The 17,361-nt window shown below is 67.5% G+C and carries 15 protein-coding genes; 3 read left to right on the top strand and 12 right to left on the bottom strand.

Annotation, left to right across the window (positions count from 1 at the left end; translation table 11 throughout):
- Nucleotides 1-6: 6 nt before the first annotated feature.
- The 5 genes from hslU to VGN66_RS07635 form a co-directional block, all read right to left on the bottom strand.
- On the bottom strand, nucleotides 7-1,299 hold the full coding sequence (gene hslU, locus VGN66_RS07615) for an ATP-dependent protease ATPase subunit HslU (protein WP_327518245.1): 1,293 nt from the start codon (nucleotides 1,297-1,299) through the stop codon (nucleotides 7-9).
- An 8-nt stretch (nucleotides 1,300-1,307) separates the two neighbouring features.
- Nucleotides 1,308-1,715 (bottom strand): hypothetical protein, encoded by a 408-nt coding sequence (locus VGN66_RS07620; protein ID WP_327518246.1) that lies wholly within the window; start codon nucleotides 1,713-1,715, stop codon nucleotides 1,308-1,310.
- Nucleotides 1,712-2,263, bottom strand: a complete 552-nt coding sequence (gene hslV, locus VGN66_RS07625) for an ATP-dependent protease subunit HslV (protein ID WP_327518247.1) — start codon at nucleotides 2,261-2,263, stop codon at nucleotides 1,712-1,714. Before hslV ends, VGN66_RS07620 begins: the two co-directional genes overlap by 4 nt.
- Before the next feature lie 104 nt (nucleotides 2,264-2,367).
- A complete protein-coding gene (locus tag VGN66_RS07630; RefSeq protein ID WP_327518248.1) occupies nucleotides 2,368-2,781 on the bottom strand; it encodes a holin family protein in 414 nt (137 codons plus the stop codon).
- 29 nt (nucleotides 2,782-2,810) lie between these two features.
- Entirely contained in the window at nucleotides 2,811-3,353 is a 543-nt protein-coding gene (locus VGN66_RS07635; RefSeq protein ID WP_327518249.1) for a glycoside hydrolase family 108 protein, read from the bottom strand.
- Between the two features lie 204 nt (nucleotides 3,354-3,557).
- On the opposite strand from VGN66_RS07635, the gene VGN66_RS07640 reads away from it, so the two are divergent.
- The 3 genes from VGN66_RS07640 (at nucleotide 3,558) to VGN66_RS07650 (ending at nucleotide 5,011) form a co-directional block, all read left to right on the top strand.
- Complete coding sequence (locus VGN66_RS07640; protein WP_327518250.1) at nucleotides 3,558-4,313, top strand: TlyA family RNA methyltransferase; 756 nt, start codon at nucleotides 3,558-3,560, stop codon at nucleotides 4,311-4,313.
- A 2-nt stretch (nucleotides 4,314-4,315) separates the two neighbouring features.
- On the top strand, nucleotides 4,316-4,675 hold the full coding sequence (locus tag VGN66_RS07645) for a DUF7668 domain-containing protein (RefSeq protein ID WP_327518251.1): 360 nt from the start codon (nucleotides 4,316-4,318) through the stop codon (nucleotides 4,673-4,675).
- A gap of 189 nt (nucleotides 4,676-4,864) precedes the next feature.
- A complete protein-coding gene (locus VGN66_RS07650) occupies nucleotides 4,865-5,011 on the top strand; it encodes a hypothetical protein (RefSeq protein WP_327518252.1) in 147 nt (48 codons plus the stop codon).
- Between the two features lie 123 nt (nucleotides 5,012-5,134).
- Here VGN66_RS07650 and VGN66_RS07655 read toward each other — a convergent pair whose 3' ends face one another.
- From VGN66_RS07655 to VGN66_RS07685, 7 genes are all read right to left on the bottom strand, one after another.
- The gene (locus VGN66_RS07655) at nucleotides 5,135-6,631 is read right to left on the bottom strand and encodes an ATP-binding protein (protein ID WP_224921672.1); all 1,497 of its coding nucleotides are present in this window, start codon (nucleotides 6,629-6,631) and stop codon (nucleotides 5,135-5,137) included.
- Between the two features lie 183 nt (nucleotides 6,632-6,814).
- Complete coding sequence (locus VGN66_RS07660; protein ID WP_327518253.1) at nucleotides 6,815-7,663, bottom strand: dienelactone hydrolase family protein; 849 nt, start codon at nucleotides 7,661-7,663, stop codon at nucleotides 6,815-6,817.
- Between the two features lie 121 nt (nucleotides 7,664-7,784).
- Complete coding sequence (locus VGN66_RS07665) at nucleotides 7,785-9,500, bottom strand: gamma-glutamyltransferase family protein (protein ID WP_327518254.1); 1,716 nt, start codon at nucleotides 9,498-9,500, stop codon at nucleotides 7,785-7,787.
- The gene (gene ggt, locus VGN66_RS07670) at nucleotides 9,497-11,215 is read right to left on the bottom strand and encodes a gamma-glutamyltransferase (RefSeq protein ID WP_327518255.1); all 1,719 of its coding nucleotides are present in this window, start codon (nucleotides 11,213-11,215) and stop codon (nucleotides 9,497-9,499) included. Before ggt ends, VGN66_RS07665 begins: the two co-directional genes overlap by 4 nt.
- Before the next feature lie 161 nt (nucleotides 11,216-11,376).
- On the bottom strand, nucleotides 11,377-12,675 hold the full coding sequence (locus VGN66_RS07675; RefSeq protein ID WP_327518256.1) for a dicarboxylate/amino acid:cation symporter: 1,299 nt from the start codon (nucleotides 12,673-12,675) through the stop codon (nucleotides 11,377-11,379).
- Nucleotides 12,672-14,258, bottom strand: coding sequence for an N-acyl-D-amino-acid deacylase family protein (locus VGN66_RS07680; protein WP_327518257.1), 1,587 nt, complete (start codon nucleotides 14,256-14,258; stop codon nucleotides 12,672-12,674). The genes VGN66_RS07675 and VGN66_RS07680 overlap by 4 nt, the downstream gene beginning before the upstream one ends.
- Nucleotides 14,258-17,353, bottom strand: coding sequence for a TonB-dependent receptor domain-containing protein (locus tag VGN66_RS07685; RefSeq protein WP_327518258.1), 3,096 nt, complete (start codon nucleotides 17,351-17,353; stop codon nucleotides 14,258-14,260). Before VGN66_RS07685 ends, VGN66_RS07680 begins: the two co-directional genes overlap by 1 nt.
- Nucleotides 17,354-17,361 lie beyond the last annotated feature (8 nt).

The following is a 17,361-nucleotide window of genomic DNA, read 5'->3' on the forward strand; positions in this document are numbered from 1 at the left end:
GAGGGGTTAGAGCACGTAGCGGCTGAGGTCCGTGTTGCGGGCGATGCTCGCCAGCTGGCTGTCGACATAGGCGGCGTCCACGACGAGCGCGGTGCCTGAGCGGTCCTCGGCGTTGAAGCTGATTTCCTCGAGCAGCTTTTCCATCACCGTCTGGAGGCGGCGGGCACCGATGTTTTCGATCTCGCCATTCACTTCCGCCGCGATGCGGGCGACGGCGCGGATGCCGTCTTCGGTAAAGCTGACGTCGACGCCTTCGGTGCCGATCAGCGCGCGATACTGTTCGGGCAGCGACGCCGTGGTGTCCGAGAGGATCGCGACGAAATCATCCTCGGTCAGGCCCTTGAGTTCGACGCGGATCGGCAGGCGGCCCTGAAGTTCAGGGAGCAGGTCGCTGGGCTTGGCGACGTGGAACGCGCCGGACGCGATGAACAGGATGTGGTCGGTCTTCATCGGGCCGTATTTCGTGGCGACCGTGGTCCCCTCGATCAGCGGCAGCAGGTCGCGCTGAACGCCTTCGCGGCTGACGCTGCCGCCGCGCACGTCGCTGACCGCAATCTTGTCGATCTCGTCGAGGAAGACGATGCCGTTGGCCTCGGCATCGGCGAGTGCGACGCGGGCGACGTCGTCCTGATCGAGGCGCTTGTCGGCTTCTTCCTCGACCAGCTTCGCCCAGGCGGCGTGGACGTTCATCTTGCGGCGCTTGAGCTGGGGACCGCCAAGGCCCTTCATCATCTCGCCGATATTGATCATCTGCGGGCCGGCGCCGGGGATATCGAAGGGCATGCCGCTGGTCGCTTCAACCTCGATCTCGATTTCGGTGTTGTCGAGATGGCCGGAGTTGAGGCGCTCGCGGAAGGCTTCGCGCGTGGCTTGCGAGCTGTCCTTGCCGGTCAGCGCGTCGAGCAGGCGGGTCATCGCCGCGGCCTCGGCCTTGTCCTTGACCGCGCTGCGGCGGCGTTCGCGTTCGAGGCGGATTGCCTCTTCGACGAGGTCGCGGGCGATCTGTTCGACGTCGCGGCCGACATAGCCGACTTCGGTGAACTTGGTCGCCTCGACCTTCACGAACGGGGCGTCCGCGAGCTTGGCCAGACGGCGGCTGATCTCGGTCTTGCCGCAGCCGGTCGGGCCGATCATCAGGATGTTCTTGGGCGTGACCTCATCGCGCAGATCGGCGCGCAGCTGCTGACGGCGCCAGCGGTTGCGCAGCGCGACGGCGACCGCGCGCTTGGCGTCGCGCTGGCCGATGATGTGCGCGTCGAGCGCGGCAACGATGGCTTTGGGAGTGAGGCTGTTGTTCATGGCGGGGGTCAAATTCTCTGGTTCGATGCGGTCGGTTCAAGTTCGGCGTCGGGCGCTGCGGCAAGCCAGGCTTCGGCCTCGGCCATGGTCATGAAGATGCGCAGGCGCGGATGGCTCTGGGTGCGTTCGGCCTGCATCTTGTTGAGGCGGCTGCCGACCACGGACGCAGCGCGGCCGGTGGTGAGCGCAAGCCCGCCCTCGGCGATCTGGGGCAGCAGGTCGGCGACGTCATTGGCCTGAACCGGGAAGTCGCGCGAGTCGATCAGCACGTCGTAATCGTCGCGGATCGCGCGGGCCTGCTGGGCCTTGGCGCCCGAGGCGGCGGCGAATTCGCGCACCGTTTCGACCGTCCAGAAGTCGCGGATTTCGACATGGAGGCGGTTGCGGCGGGGGTCGTAGTCGATCTGGAATTTCATGCCGCGGCGTCGAGTGCTTCGATGGTCAGGCGGTCGTTGGTGTAGACGCACAGCTCGGCGGCGATCGCCATTGCCTTGCGGCACATCGTCTCGGCATCGGGTTCGTAATCGTTGAGCGCGCGGGCGGCGGCGAGGGCGAAGTTTCCGCCCGATCCGATCGCCGCGATGCCGCCTTCGGGCTCCAGCACGTCGCCATTGCCTGTGACGATCAGCGTCGTCGATTTGTCCGCGACGATCAGCATCGCTTCCAGGTTGCGGAGATATTTGTCGGTGCGCCAGTCCTTGGCGAGTTCGACCGCGGCGCGGAGCAGCTGGCCCTGATGGCGCTCGAGCTTGCTTTCCAGCCGCTCGAACAGGGTGAAGGCGTCGGCGGTGGCGCCGGCGAACCCGGCGATGACGCTGCCGTCACCCAGCGGGCGGACTTTGCGCGCATTGGGTTTCATCACGGTCGAACCCTGCGAGACCTGGCCATCGCCGGCGATGACCACGCGGCCGCCCTTGCGCACGGAAAGGATGGTCGTGCCGTGCCATTGTATCTTGTCGCTCATGGGCCGGGATATGGGGAGGGGGTCTTGGACTTGCCAAGACCCCCGGCGCAAACTGACGAAGTTCCGCGGAGCGCGCTGCATTCTGTCAGCTTCTGCTTCTCCCCCTACTTCTCCACGCCCTTGATCTTCCCCCACTGACGCGCGGCGGTGTAGCCGAGATAGCCGGTGCCGAAGAGTGCGTAGAGCGATTCCGGGATGCCGGTGAGATAGGCGTTCATGGCGGCGGCGATGCCCCGCGCCATGTCGGGCTGGACCGCGCCGATCAGACCCATCGGGATCGCCCACAGCAGCAGCGCGTACATGACGTAGAGGAAGCTGGGGCGCGCGCGGCTGGTCCACGGGTCGGGCGATTGCGCTTCGGCGACGATGGCGGAGAGCTGGGTGCGGACCGCCTCCATCTCCTGCGTTCCTTCGAGCTTGAGAAGCTCGAGTTTTGCGGCGTCGCGCGCCTTGGGGTCGGGGATGATCTTGTCGATCAGGCCGGCGATCGGGCCGATCAGGCTTTCGATGATGCTCATGGTTGGTCTCCTGTCGAAAGGGGCTGCGGCTACGAACCGATGCGGTTCGCGAGCCAGCCGTAGAGAAAGGCTTCGTTGGCAGGGCGGCTTTCGGCGAGCGCAATGTAGCGTTCGCCCTGCAGCGCCTCGACCGCCTTGAGCAGCACGCGCTCGCCGGGCGGGCCGCGCGTGTCGAGAAAGGCGGCGAGTGCGGCGAGGGTGATCGGGCCGATCTGGCCGTCGACGCCCATGTCGGGATAGTCGCGACCGTTGCGGTTGAGGCCGTTGAGTGCGCGTTGCAGGAAGCGTGCGGCGACGGCGGGGCCCATGTTGACGCCGGTGTCGAACAGCTCTGCCGCAAGGGCTGGCGCGCGTTCGGCGATCTGGTCGAAGCGCGGGCGGAGCCAGTAAAGGCGGCGGTAGATGGCGGCGGCTTCGCTGCGCGGGAAGACGCGCATGTCGCCGGCATAGCCGTGGGCGCGGGCGACGCGCTGCGTCACGCCCCAGCGGGTTGGGCCGCCGCGATCGGCGGGGTGGTCGCTATAGCCGCCCTCCCGGGCGACCACGTCGTCGATCAGTTGGTCAATGGTCATTGTTTGTTCCTCCTTGCCGACTCGCGATAACCTATATGGTTCGTTGTAGGAAAGGGGGGTGTTTGCCGTTTGGGGCTTGGTCGGGGACCGTGCTTCTTCGCCCGGCGAGAAGAACAGCCCTGCCCCGGGTCAAGCCCGGGGCGACGAAAGGGGTGTGGTGTGTGCGAGGCGTGACGGCGCCGCCGGGAGGCGTTAGGGCAGGCCATGGCCAAGACACGACCCGATCAGCTGCTCGTCGAACGCGGGCTTGCCGAGAGCCGGACGCGGGCGCAGGCGTTGATTTTGGCGGGGCTGGTGTTCAGCGGCGACAAGCGCGTGGACAAGCCGGGGCAGCCGATCGCGCCGGATGCGCCGCTGACGGTCAAGGGGCGGGACCATCCGTGGGTGTCGCGCGGCGGGGTGAAGCTCGCGCATGGGCTGGATCATTTTGGGATCGACCCGGCGGGGATGGTTGCGATCGATGTGGGGTCATCGACCGGGGGCTTTACCGATGTGCTGCTGAGCCGGGGCGCGGTTCGGGTCTATGCGGTGGACAGCGGGACCAACCAGCTGGCGTGGAAGCTGCGGCAGGACGCGCGCGTGGTGGTGCATGAGCAGACCAGCGCGCGGGTGCTGACGGCGGCGCACGTTCCGGAGCCGATCGATATTGTGGTGTGCGATGCGAGCTTCATTTCGCTGGCCAAGGTGCTGGAGCGGCCATTCGCGTTCGTGCGTGAGGGGGCATGGGTGGTCGCGCTGATCAAACCGCAGTTCGAGGCGGGGCGCGGCGAGGTCGGCAAGGGCGGCGTGGTACGCGATGCCGCGGTGCATGAGCGGGTATGCGCCGAGGTCGTCGGCTGGCTGGAAGGGCTGGGCTGGAGCGTCGCGGGGGTGACGACCAGCCCGATCACGGGGCCGGAGGGGAATGTCGAATTTCTGGTCGCGGCGCGCGCTGGGGCGGCGGGGGAGATGGTGGGGTGAGGTTGGCGCAGGACGAGCAGGAGCATCCGATTCCGGAAGAACTCCGGGGCGTCTTCGTGCAGATCGTCGACGCCTTTGTCGCGGGCGACTATTCGCTTCGCGCCGCCGGTATTGCCGATGTCGACCTCATCGATGCCGACACGGCCGAATCTATCGAAAAGTGCATTGCGGCTTATGGAGATCCGTTGGCACCGCTCGACCCCGCAGTCTGGGAGCGGTCCTGCTATGGTTGCTCGGGCGATCACTGGGAGATGCTTGTCGATCTGACCACCCAGCATGAGCCGGTGAGCGATCTCACATTGCATGCTGACGTTCGACGGGATCCGTTACGAGTTGCGGTGCGCTCTGTTCACGTTCCCTAGCCAAGCGAATGCTGCCTTCGCTCCGGGCGAAAAAAAGCCCTGGCCCGGGTCAAGCCCGGGCAGACGGGAGAGGGGCAATTTGCAAAATCCCGTTTCGGGTATGCTGCTGGCCCTGTGACGATTCTGTGACTCGACATGGCGCGCGGATAGGGGCAGCATGCTTCATCCTTGGGGGAGGATGTTATGCGGATGTCGTTGATCCATACTGCCACCGAACTGTTGCGCGAGACGCCTGCGGAGGCGTTGCCGCCTGAGCCGGCGATCCGCTGGTGCGCTTATGTCGAGGCGATCGGGGCGTGCGGGTTGCTGGTGCTGGCGGGGCTGGCGCTGGTTTGAGATAGGCGGCGGTTTCCGGCCCCTCGTCGTCCCGGCCTTGAGCCGGGACCGGGCTGCCTTGGTCAAGGTCGAAGAAGAAGCACTGGCCCGGGTCAAGCCCGGGCAGACGAAGCGGGACCGCGCTTAAAGCAGCTTCGCGCGTTCCGCGGCGCGCACTGCGGTGCGGCCGACGGGGGGCGGCTTGGCGGGGTCAGGCCATGACGGGGCGGTGGTCCAGCCGAGATGGGGGAGGCTGACGCTGCGCTTGCCCGACAGGTCGGTGCGCGCGACGATCAGGCCCTTTTCCTCGATATGCATCATCATCCGCTTGGCGCGGCCGAGCGAGCTGGTGCCGTACAGCGCGGCAATGCGCGCGTCGGACGGGCACGGCTCACCGGTGCGGGCGGCCTTGGCGATGCCGAGGAAGGGGGTGAGCATTTCCTCGGGCAGCGAGGCCGCGAGGGTGAGGGCGTCGTCCCAGCCGGTGCGGTCGGTGATGCCGACGCGGGCGAGCGCGAGCGCGGAGCGGAAATCGGGCAAGTCGATGCCGGGCTCGACGCCGCGCATCCGACAGCGCACGCCATAATCCTGGAAGATCGTGGCGAGCGGCGCGCGGCTGTCCTCTGCGCCGATCTCGGCGAGGATGGCGCGGCGGATCTCTTCCTGTTCGCCTTCTTCCAGCACCGGCATGTCGGGGACCGGGGCGGGCGCGGGGGTGGCGACGGCGCGCATGAGGTCGGCCATCGGCACCGGGGCTGGCGGCGGCGGGGGTGGCGCTTCGTCTTCGGTTGGCGGGGCGAAGAGCATGTCGCGCATGTCTTCGGTCGGTGCCGTCGGGAGCGGGGTGAGTTTGGGGCTCACCGCCTTTGAGCCGGTCTGGACCGCGCCGATGCGGATGCTGATCGGGCGGCGGGTGATCGCCGGGCCGAGCGCGAGAAATTCGCCGCGCGCGAGGTCGCGGATCGTGTCGGCCTGACGCCGGTCCATGCCGAGCAGGTCGGCGGCGCGGGCCATGTCGATGTCGAGAAAGGTGCGGCCCATCAGGAAGTTCGACGCTTCGGCGGCGACATTCTTGGCGAGCTTGGCGAGGCGCTGGGTGGCGATGACGCCAGCGAGGCCGCGCTTGCGGCCGCGGCACATGAGGTTGGTCATTGCGGCGAGCGAGGTGCGGCGGGCTTCCTCGGTCACTTCGCCAGCGGCGGCGGGGGCGAAGAGCTGGGCTTCGTCGACCACGGTGAGGACGGGGTACCAATGTTCACGCGGGGCGTCGAACAAAGCGGAAAGGAAGGCGGCGGCGGCGCGCATCTGGCCGTCGATCTCGAGCCCCTCAAGGTTGAGGACCACCGATGCGCGGTGCTCGCGGACGCGCAGCGCAAGGCGGGCGAGTTCGGTGAGGCTGTATTCGGCGGCGTCGACCGCGATGTGGCCGAAGGCTTCGGAGAGGCTGACGAAATCGCCCTCCGGGTCGACCACGACCTGCTGGACATAGGCGGCGCTGCCCTCGAGCAGGCGGCGCAAAAGGTGCGACTTGCCCGAGCCCGAATTGCCCTGAACGAGCAGACGGGTGGCGAGCAACTCCTCCAGATCGACGGCAACCGGGTTGCCGCCGCTGTCGAGTCCCATGTCGATACGGGCGGTCATCGTTGGGGGCTTTGGCGTATGGCGGGGGGTGGGGGCAAGGGGTGATTGGTCGCAATTCCTCCCCGGCACGGGGAGGTGGCAGCGCGCAGCGCTGACGGAGGGGGCCCGAGGCACCGGAATCCTTTGCCTCGGGCCCCCTCCACCAGCTTCGCTGGTCCCCCTCCCCGTTCCGGGGAGGATTTTTTAGTTCTTCAGCCGCTCGGCCAGGAACGCGAGGATGTCGGCTTCGGTCGCGGCTTTTGCCGTGACGTTCGCTTCGACCGACTGGCGCGACTTCGTGGGGGTGTCGTAGCTGTGGGTGGCGCCTTCGAACATGCGCAGGGCAATGTCGTTGCCCTGGCCCTTGCTGCGCGCGACGAAACTTTCGCAGAGCTTGGGCGAGACTTCTTCGTCCGCCGTGCCCATGAACACGCGGACGGGGTGGTAGGGTTTGTAGCCGGCCTTGTCGTAGCGCTTTTTGAGGCCGCAGCCGGGGTAGAGCGCGACGCCGGCGGCGAAGCCGATCTTGCGCATATCGCCGGGCTTGTCGTCGGCCATCGCGGCGAGCGTGGCGCTGGCGCCGTTCGACCAGCCGAGCAGCGCGATGCGGTTGGGCGTTACGTCGGGGCGCGACTGGAGGTAGCGCAGCGCGCCATAAGCGTGGAGCGGGCGATATTCGACCTCATCCACTTCGGGCGGTCGATCGGCATAGGTGCCGGCGGCGAAGCCGGTGGGGTGGCCGACCGCACCGAAATCATCGACCATCAGCGCGACATAGCCGTTTTGCGCGAGCAGCTGGCCCCATGCCTTGTGCCGTGAGGCGAGGGTGGTGGCGTCGTAGCGGCCTTTGGCGAGGCTGGAATAGGCGCCGCCGCGACCGTGCATCATCACCACTGCGGGCGCCTTGGCGGGCGCGTTGGCGGGCTTGAACAGATAGCCCTTCACCTGGGTCTTGCCGTCGCGGCTGAGGAATTGGACTTCCTCGACCTGCACCTGCTGCGCGGCGGCGGGAGCGGCGATGATCAGGGCGATGGGGGCGAGCAGGTGGCGCATTCAGTCATACTCCTCGGGCGTCGTCACCCTCACCCTTCCGGCGCTTCGCGCCTCCCTCCCTCTCCCGCTGGGAGAGGGAAGGGGCCCGCCTCCGCAGGCGGTGGGAAGGGAGAGGGTGACTTCATTTCCTCGCTGGCAAAGTGATGGTCTTGGCGACGCCGTCGCGGCGGGGGTCGGCGCCGCCGTCGAACTTGCCGTCGCGGATCATCACGCCGTGGAGGCCCGAATCCTCGCCGGTGCCGCCGCGCACGGTGACGCCGCGTTCGGCCATTGCGGCGTGGAGCGCGGGGGCGAACTTGTCGGCCTCACCGTTGAAGCTGCCGCCGCGTGCGACGAGGTTGGGCAGGGCAATGGCGTCGGCGACGGGGAGTTTCCAGTCGATCATGCCGACCAGCGCCTTGGACACATAGCCGAGGATCGCGTTACCGCCGGGCGAGCCGATCGCGCCGGCGAGGCTGCGGTCGGGGTTGAGGATGACCGTCGGCACCATCGACGAGCGCGGGCGCTTGCCGGGCTGGATCACGTTCGGCCCCTGCGGCACGAACGAGAAGTCGGTCATCTGGTTGTTGAGGAAGAAGCCGTCGACCATTCGCCCGGTGCCGAAGAAGCTCTCAACCGTGGTGGTCATCGACACCGCATTGCCGTCGCCATCGATGACGATGAAGTGCGAGGTGCCGGCGACTTCGTTGGTGGCGTCGATGCGCGCGGTGACAGCGCCGGGGGGCGTGCCGGCACTAGGCGCGGGACCGGCGCGATCGCCGATCAGCGCGGCGCGGCTGGCGACATAGCCGGGGTCGAGCATGCCCTTGACCGGCACCGTCGCGACATCGCCGACATAGGCGTCGCGGTCGGCATACATCAGGCGGCTGGCCTCGGCATATTTGACCCAGGCGACCGGGTCACTGGGGCCGCGCGATGCGATGTCGGTGCGCTCGATCATCGCCATCAGCTGCAACAGCCCGACGCCCGAGGAGGGCGGGGGCGGGGCGCAGAGGATGTAGCTGCGATAGGGGTTGCACAGGCCTTCGCGCACCACCGGCTTGTAGGCGGCGAGGTCGGCCTCGGTCATGCTGCTGGCGAGATCGCCTTCGCGCACGCGGGCGACGATGCGGCGGGCGGTTTCGCCCTTGTACATCGCGTCCGGCCCCTGTGCGGCGAGGCGGCGGAGGAAGGCGGCGTAGGCGGGGTTGCGCAGCGTATCGCCGGTCTTGATCTTGCTGCCATCCGCGTTGCGGAAATAGGCGAGCGAGTCCGGGGTGTTCGCCTGTGGCCCGCTGGAGTTGATGAAGCGGCCGAGCCGGGCGGTGACGGTGAAGCCGGAGGCGGCGGTCTGCTGCGCATCGGTGAACAGGTCGCGCCAGGCGAGCTTGCCGTGCTTGCCTTGGGCGAGCGCCATCATGCGGACGACTCCGGGGACGCCGGTGGCGCGGCCGGAGAGGACGGCGGTGCGGAAGCCGAGCGGCTTGCCGTCTGGGCCCATCAGCATGTCGGGGGTTGCGCCTGCAGGGGCGGTTTCGCGGCCGTCATAGACGGTGACGGCTTTGGTCTTGGCGTCGTAGCGGACCATGAACGCGCCGCCGCCAAGGCCGCTGCTCTGCGGTTCGACCAGGCTGAGCATCGCCTGCACCGCGACGGCAGCGTCGACTGCGCTGCCGCCCTTGCGCAGGACGTTGAGGCCAGCCTCGACTGCGAGCGGGTGCGCGGCGGCGACGAAGGCCTGACGCTCGGGCGCTGCGACGGGCGCGGGGGCGGTGGTCTCGACCGCGCCGCGCGGGGCGCAGGCGGTGAGGCCGGTCGCGGCGAGCGCGAGCAGGAAGTGGGTGCGGGTCAGCTTCATGGTTCGATGGCTTTCGCGCCGGGGCGGCGGGGGTCGGCGGCGCCGAGGAAGAGATTGTCGGTGATCATGATCGAGTGCGCGCTTCCCATGGTTTCGTCCGAGGTGATGCGATGCCCCTTTGCCTTGAGCGCCGCAACCGTGTCGGGGTTGAACCCGGGTTCAACGCGCAACGACGCGGTGGTTCCCTGATAGATGCGCGGGCGGTGGGTCGCCTCATCGATATTGAGGCCATAGTCGATCGCGTTGACGATGACCTGAACCATGGTGGTCGGGATCGTGCTGCCGCCGGGCGTGCCGGTAACGAGCCAGGGCTTGTCGCCCTTGAACACGATCGTCGGCATCATCGTCGACAGCATCCGCTTGCCCGGGGCCATCGCGTTGAGCGGGGGCGGGGTGCCGGTGCGCTGTGCCTCCCATGCCTGTTCATGGCTGAAATTGTTCATCTGGTTGTTGAGCAATATGCCGGTGCGCGCGATCATCACGCCCGAGCCGAAATCCGAGCCGAGCGTGGTGGTGAGCGACACGGCATTGCCATCGGCGTCCGCGACCGAGAGGTGCGTGGTCGAGGGGCTTTCATATTTCAGCGGGTCGCCATGCGGGGCGTCGGGGCCGGGGATGACCTTGTCGGTCGAGATCAGCTTGGCGCGCTCGGCGGCATAGCCCTTGGACACGAAGCCCTTGACCGGGGCGGTGACGAAGGCGGGGTCGCCGAGCACGCGATAGCGGTCGGCATAAGCGAGCTTCATCGTTTCGGCGAGGAGGTGGAGCGAGGCGGCGCTGCCTTGGCCCGCCGCCTTCATGTCGAACTGCTCGAGGATGTTGAGCATGTTGAGCAGGGTCGCGCCGCCCGCGCTGGCCGGCGGCGGGGTGTAGACGGTGTGGCCGCGATAGGTGCCGACCAGCGGGTCGCGCTCGACCGGCTTGTAGGCGGCGAGGTCGGCCATGGTGATCAGGCCGCCATTGGCCTTCATATCCGCGACGATGCGCCGGGCGATTTCGCCGGTGTAGAAGGCCTTTGCGCCGCCCGTCTGGATTTCGCCGAGCGTCCAGGCGAGGTCAGGCTGTTTCAGCACCTCGTCCTTGGCATAGAGGCTGCCATCGGGTTTGTAGAAGGTCGCCTTGCCCGACACGCTGTTCGACAGCCGCTCACGGCCCCAGCCGAAGACGAACGCTTCATCGGCGGTGAGCTTGACGCCGTCGCGGGCGAGGCGGAGCGCGGGTTCGACGACCTTGGCCCAGGGGAGCTTGCCCCATTTCTTATGGGCATGTTCAAGGCCGGCGACGCTGCCGGGGACCGAGGGGGCGAGATAGCCATAGGAGGCGATGCCGCGCTCTTCGCCCTTGTTGTCGACGAACATCGCGGCGGTAGCGGAGCGCGGGGCGGCGCCGCGGAAGTCGATCACGCGGACCTGTTTCGACTTGGCGTCATAGACGGTGATGAAGCCGTCGCCGCCGACATTGCCCGCGCGCGGCAGGGTGACGGCGAGCGCGAAGGCGACGGCGACCGCCGCGTCCACGGCATTGCCGCCGTCGCGCAGGATCTGCGCGCCGACGCTGCTGGCCATTTCGTTCTGGCTGACCACCATCCCGCGCGTGCCGACGACGGGGGAGTGGATCGAGGGGTATTCGAGGAGGTGGCGGCTTTGCGCCAGCGTGGGCGCGGGGAGGGCGAGGCCGAAGGCGGCGAGGGTGAGGGTGAGTTTACGCAGGAACATGGGCGGGATCCGTTTCACTTTCTCAAATCCTCCCCGGGACGGGGAGGTGGCAGCGCGTAGCGCTGACGGAGGGGGCCCGAGGCACCGGAAACCCTTGCCTCGGGCCCCCTCCACCAGCTTCGCTGGTCCCCCTCCCCGTTCCGGGGAGGATTTTGTTGGCCTCACTCATTCTCGCTCGCCTTGTAGACGGCGACGTCCATTTCGCCCTCCCAGCGGGCGACGGCGGTGGCGATCGAGAGGTCGGAGGTGACGTTGGGGATAGTGCGGATCATGTCGAGGATGCGGTCGAATGGGAGGATGAAGCCGACGACGATCGCGGTCTGTTCGGGCGTGATGCCGATCGCGTGGAGCACCGCGGCGAGGACGAACAGCGAGCCTGACGGGACCGGCGCGACGCCCATCGCGACGATGGTGGTGGTGGCGGCGATCACCAGATAATCGGCCATGCTGAGGTCGACGCCGAATGCCTGCGCCGAAAACAGCGTGAGCATCGCGACATACATTGCCGCGCCGTCCATGCCGATTGTCGCGCCGAGCGGGAGCACGGTGGAAGCGACCGGGGGCGAGACGCCAAGGTTACGCTCGGCCACGCGGATCGCGACGGGGAGGGTGGCGCTGCTCGACGAGGTCGAGAAGCCGACCATGATCGCGTCGGCAATGCCGCGGAAGAAGGGGAGCGGCGGGAGCCACGCCATCAGCCGCACGACGATAACACCGTGGATCAGCAGGGTGACGATCGCCGATCCGACCACGACGCACAGGCCGAGCTTGAGCACCGCGATGAAGCTCGATGGGCCGGTCGTGCCCATGACGACGGCGATGAGGGCGAACACGCCGAGCGGCGCGGTTTCCATCACGAAGCCGACGATCTTGAGCATCACTTCGGAACCGGCATTGAGCAGCTGACGCACCGGTTCGGCGCCCTTGCCCGCGGCGATCACGCCCGCGCCGACGAGGATCGCGAAGAAGATCACCGCGAGCGTCTTGCCCTGCGCCATCGCGCCGATCGGATTGTCGGGGATGATCTCCATGAACATCTGCGCGGTGTCGGGCGGGGTGCCCATCGCCTTGGGGATCGCACCGGCGAAGCTCGCGCCGAGGCCGGGGGCGATGATCGTCGCCACGATGAGTCCGGTGGTGACGGCGAGGGCCGTCGTGAAGACGTACATCGCCAGCGTCTTGACGCCGATGCTGCCGAGCCGCTTGGGGTCGGCGAGCGCGGCGACGCCCGAGGCGATGGTCAGGAATACGAGCGGCACGACCAGCATGCGGATCAGGCGGACGAAGGCGGTGCCGATCCAGCCGATCGACGTTGCGCCTTCACCCCAGACGATGCCCGCCGCTGCGCCGAGGACGAGCGCGGCGAGGATGCGCTTCCACAGTGCGACGCCGAACCACCAGGCGAAGGCGCGTTTGATCGGGCCGCGGCGTTCGGCTTCGGGGGCGATGGTATCGGTCATGCGGGGCAGTTCCAATTTGCTTGGCGTGGCTTGGCGAGCGGGCGACCGGCGAGGGTGCCGGTGAGCTGGCCCTTGTCGACCGCGAAGCTGCCATTGACCAGGACGTAGCGGACGCCGGTGCTGGGTTCGTCGGGCCGGTCATAGGTGGCGCGTTCGGTGTAGGTTTTTGGGTCCAGGATCGCGATGTCGGCGAACTTGCCCGGCGCAAGGATGCCGCGATCGGGGAGGCCGAGGATCTGCGCGGTCTGCGCGGACGAGCGCTGGACGAAGCGTTCGGGGGTCATCAGCTTTGCCTCGCGTACGAACATGCGCCAGCCGCGCGCGAAGCTGCCCATGCGGCGCGGGTGGCCGTTGGTGGCGTCGGAGCTGCCGACGACCCAGCTTTGGCGCGCGAAGGCGTCGATGTCGGGCTGGGTCATGTTGAAGCTGGCGATGCTGGTGCCGGGATCGGCGATCAGGATGCGCGCGGCGGCGTCGATTGGGTCGAGCTGCCACGCTGCGGCGAGGGCGTCGAGGCGCTGGCCCTTGTGTGGGCCGGCGACGAGCAGGATGGAGTGCGGGCCGCCGCGGATGCGGAGTTGTTCGGCCATCTCCTTGCGGAGTTGCGGGTCGAGCGTCTTGAGGTTGGCGACCATCGCGGGTGCGCCGCCATCCTGTGCACGGCGGGGCACGAGCGCGGCGGCGAGCGAGGTGCTGGAGGCTTCCCACGGATATTGGTCGGCGGTGATGGTGACGCCGGATTTCTGCGCGGTGGCGATGTGCGCGATGACCTTGGGGGCCATGCCCTGAACGTCCGCGCCGAGCGCCTTGATATGGGCGATGTGGAGCGGCAGGCGGCCTTCGCGGGCGATGGCGATGGCTTCGTCGATCGCGGGGATCAGGCCGATCGAGGCGCTGCCCTCATCGCGGAGATGGGTTTCGTAGATGCCGTGGTGGCGACCTGCGACGGCGGCGAGTGCGGCGACTTCGTCGGTCTTCGCGAAGCTTTGCGGGGCGTAATAGAGGCCGGCGGAGAGGCCGAGCGCGCCGTTGCACATGGCGCGGGTGACGTGCGCCTTCATCGTGTCGCGTTCGGCGGGGGTGGGGGCGCGGTCGCGGTTGCCGACGACTTGCAGCCGAATCGTGCCGAAGCCGGTGAAGCTGGCGACATTGGGGCCGGTGGGGTTGGCGGTGAGGCGCGCGAACAGGGTGGCGATGTCGCTGTCGCCGCCGCCGTCATTGCCGATGGCGATGCTGGTGACGCCTTGCAGCAGATGGTTGGCGAGTTGGCGCTTGGCCGCATCGGGGGCGCGGGCGTCGGGGCCGCTATGGGTGTGCGGGTCGATGAAGCCGGGGGTGACGGTGAGGCCCGTGGCGTCGAGGGTGCGCCGCGCGGTGATCCCGCGCGGACGCTGGCCGATATAGAGGATGCGGTCGCCGTTTACGCCGATCTCCGCCACCCGCGCCGGGGTGCCGGTGCCGTCGATGACCTGGCCATTGGTGATGACCAGGTCGATCGTGCGGAGTGCGGGAACCCGGTCCTGCCCCGCCCCGATGGGCAGGAGCAGGAGCGGGGCCGCGAGAACGCGGACGGCGCGACGCATCAGAAGCGCTTGCTGACCGAGAAATAGATCTGGCGGCCGCGGTTGCCGTAGAGATCGCCGATATAGCCGTTGCTGTTATCGGCGATCGGGGCGAGCGTGTTGAACAGATTGCGTGCGCCGACGCGCAGGCGGAGGCTGTCCATCGGCCCGCCATCCACCTCATACTGCGCGTAGAGGCTGTGGGTCATGTAGTCGTCGACGCGGAAGCGGGTCTGGTCGTCCAGCGACGCCGACGTATCGGTGACTGGGCCGACATAGCCGCCATAATAGCCGAGACCGAAGCCCTTGTAGCGCCAGGTGACGGTCGCCGACGCGCGCCATTTCGGACGGCCATTCTGTTCGACCAGATCCTGCGCGCCGGTGATCGTGATAAAGTCGCTGATCGTCCCGGCCGCCTGCGCGTCGACCAGCGCCTGCACCGCCGATCCCTCGCCGGGGGTCTGGTAGAATTCGAGCAGGCGCGCGGCGTTCACCCGGACGCTGAAGTCGCCGATTCCGGTATTCTTGACCTGATAATAGACGCCGAGATCATAGCCGCGCACTGCGCGCGGGGCGAGGTTGGTGTAATTGTCGATCACCTGGATGATCTCGCCCACCGGGGCGATGCCGCTGCCGGCAAAGGCGTCGATATCCTCTTGTGTCGGCGCAGCGCGCTGCACATTCGGGTTGGACGAACCCTGCAGTCGCAGCAGATAATCGAGCGCGATGGCATTGCTGTCGCCGAGCAGGCCGATCACGTTCTTTTGCCGGATTTCCCAATAGTCGGCGGTGAAGGTGAGGCGGCCCAGCTTGCCCATGTTGAGCTGGTACGTGCCGCCGAGCGAAAGGCTGTCGGATTCCTCGGGGATCAGCGATTCGCTGCCCGAACGGTTGCTGACGACGCCCTGGCTGCGGTCCGTGCGGCTGCTGCAATCGGTGTAGGGATTGGAGAGGCCGTTGAGTCGATCCGCTTCGCACCGGATCCAGTCGGTGCGGGTGTTCGAGCGCTGGATGCCCTTTTCAAACAGCTGCGGCAGGTTTGGCGCGCGGAAGCCCTGTGACCAGCTGCCGCGCAGCTGCAGGTTGCGGACCGGGTACCACGACAGTGCCACCTTGGGCTTCGCGACGGTGTTGAAGCCCTGATAGGATTCCATGCGTCCGGCGAGCTGAAGGTCGAGCGAGCGGATCAGCGGGATGTCCATGTCGGGCGACACCAGCGGCACGGCGAATTCGAGATAGGCCGAAATGGTGTTGCGTGCACCCGAGCTGTCGGGCGTGGGGCTGGCGCCCATCACGTCCGAACCGTTGCTCGAGCCGTCGAGCGCAACGAAGCGCACCGTCCCGTCGAGCCGGTCGTCACGGTCATCGGCAAAGGTCTCGCGGCGAACCTCGACGCCGGTCGCCATACCGACGCGACCGCCCGGCAGCGTGAACAGGTCGTTCTTGCTGAGCTTGAGGTCCGCCATCATCAGTTCGGTGGTGCTGATGCGCGACACATCGACCATGAAGCTGTCGATCGTGGCCTGCGGATTGCCCGTCGTGTCATAACCGGCCGGATCGAGCGGGTTGCCGCCGTTGAACGGGTTGTAGGCCGACGCATCGGTGCGCGACAGCGCCGCCTGAAACAGCGTCAGGCTGGGCTGGTTCATCGTGTCGTTGGTGCGCGCGCGTGAGTAGAGCAGCGCGCTGTCGAAGTCGAAACCCAGGACCTCGCCACGCAACCCGGCGAGTGCCCGGATCGTGTCGTTGCGGACATTGACGCGCAGCGGGCCGGCGTCGATCAGGCGATAGTCGTTCAGTTCGAGCGCCGCGCCGGTGGTCGGAACGCCGGTCAGGCCCGGGATGCGGTTGGGGCTGCCGACCGGACCGAACGGGTTATAATAAGCGGCGATGGGGATGATCAGCCGCTGGCTGCTCAGGTTGGTTTCCTGCTCGCGGAACGACTGATAGTCGGCGCGATACCAGCCCGCTTCGGCAAAAAATTCGATCCCCGTGCCGAAGTCATGGTTGAAGAAACCGAACAGGTTGATGCGGTCGTTGCGACCTTGAATCGTGCGATCCCGGTTGATGTCGTAGCGCAAGTTGCGGTCGGAGCCGGTCGTCGCCAGCGTGCTGTTGTCCCAGCAGGTGCCCGCCGCCGGTCCGGCGGCGATGCAGCCTTCATTGGTGTTGGGCTGAATGTGAAAGGAGCCGGTGGTCGACGTGGCGAGCGCGGTGCCATTGATGCGCGGAATCGTCACGGTATTGCCGGTGGCCGGTCGGCTGAGGTCGGGGCGAAGATAGTAGAATTCGGCCCAAGACGTATCGACCGACGTGTTGTCGAAGTCGAGATTACCCTCCCACGGCGTGCCGACCAGCAGCGGCCGCATGTCCGCCGAGCGCGAGTTGCGGCGTTCGCTGGCATAGAGCGGGTCGCGGTGGTTGTAGGAGCCGAACAGCGAGATGTTGGACTTGCCGCCGTTGAAGCTGTGCCCGGCCTCGAACGCGAATTCATATTCGACCTGGCCCGAATCCTCGGTGAAGCCGAGTTCGGCGGTGGCGCGAACGCCCTTCACATTGTCCTTGAGCACGGTGTTGACCACGCCGGCTACGGCATCCGAGCCATAGATTGCGGCGGCGCCGTCGAGCAGCACCTCAAGCCGGCGCACGCCCATCACCGGGATGGCGTTGGTGTTGACGCTCTGCACCGGAACGAGGTTTTCGCTCTGGGTGCCGGGGTGGAGGACCATGCGGCGGCCGTTGAGCAGGACCAGCGTGTTGCCGGTGCCGAGCGCGCGCAGGTTGATCGAGGCGGTGTCGCCGCGCGCGTCGTTGATGCCGCCCGCGTCACGGCTTTCGTTGAAGGCGACATCGCCCGCCTGGGGAATCGAGCGGAACAGGTCGTCACCGCTGGTGGCGGCGGCGGCGGCGATGTCATCTTCGTTCAGCACGACGGTGGGGAGTGCGCCAGCGACGTCCGCGCCCTTGATCTGCGAGCCGATGACGACGACTTCCTCGGTCGTGTCGTCCTGAACATCGGCGGCGGTCTGGGGGGCATCCTGGGCGATTGCCGCGGTGGCGGTGGCGAGGAGCGAGATGCTGCCCAACAGCCCTGCGATCCGGATCTTGGTCTTCATGGTCGTGT

This window comes from Sphingomonas sp., assembly GCF_035998645.1.
Lineage (GTDB): Bacteria > Pseudomonadota > Alphaproteobacteria > Sphingomonadales > Sphingomonadaceae > Sphingomonas.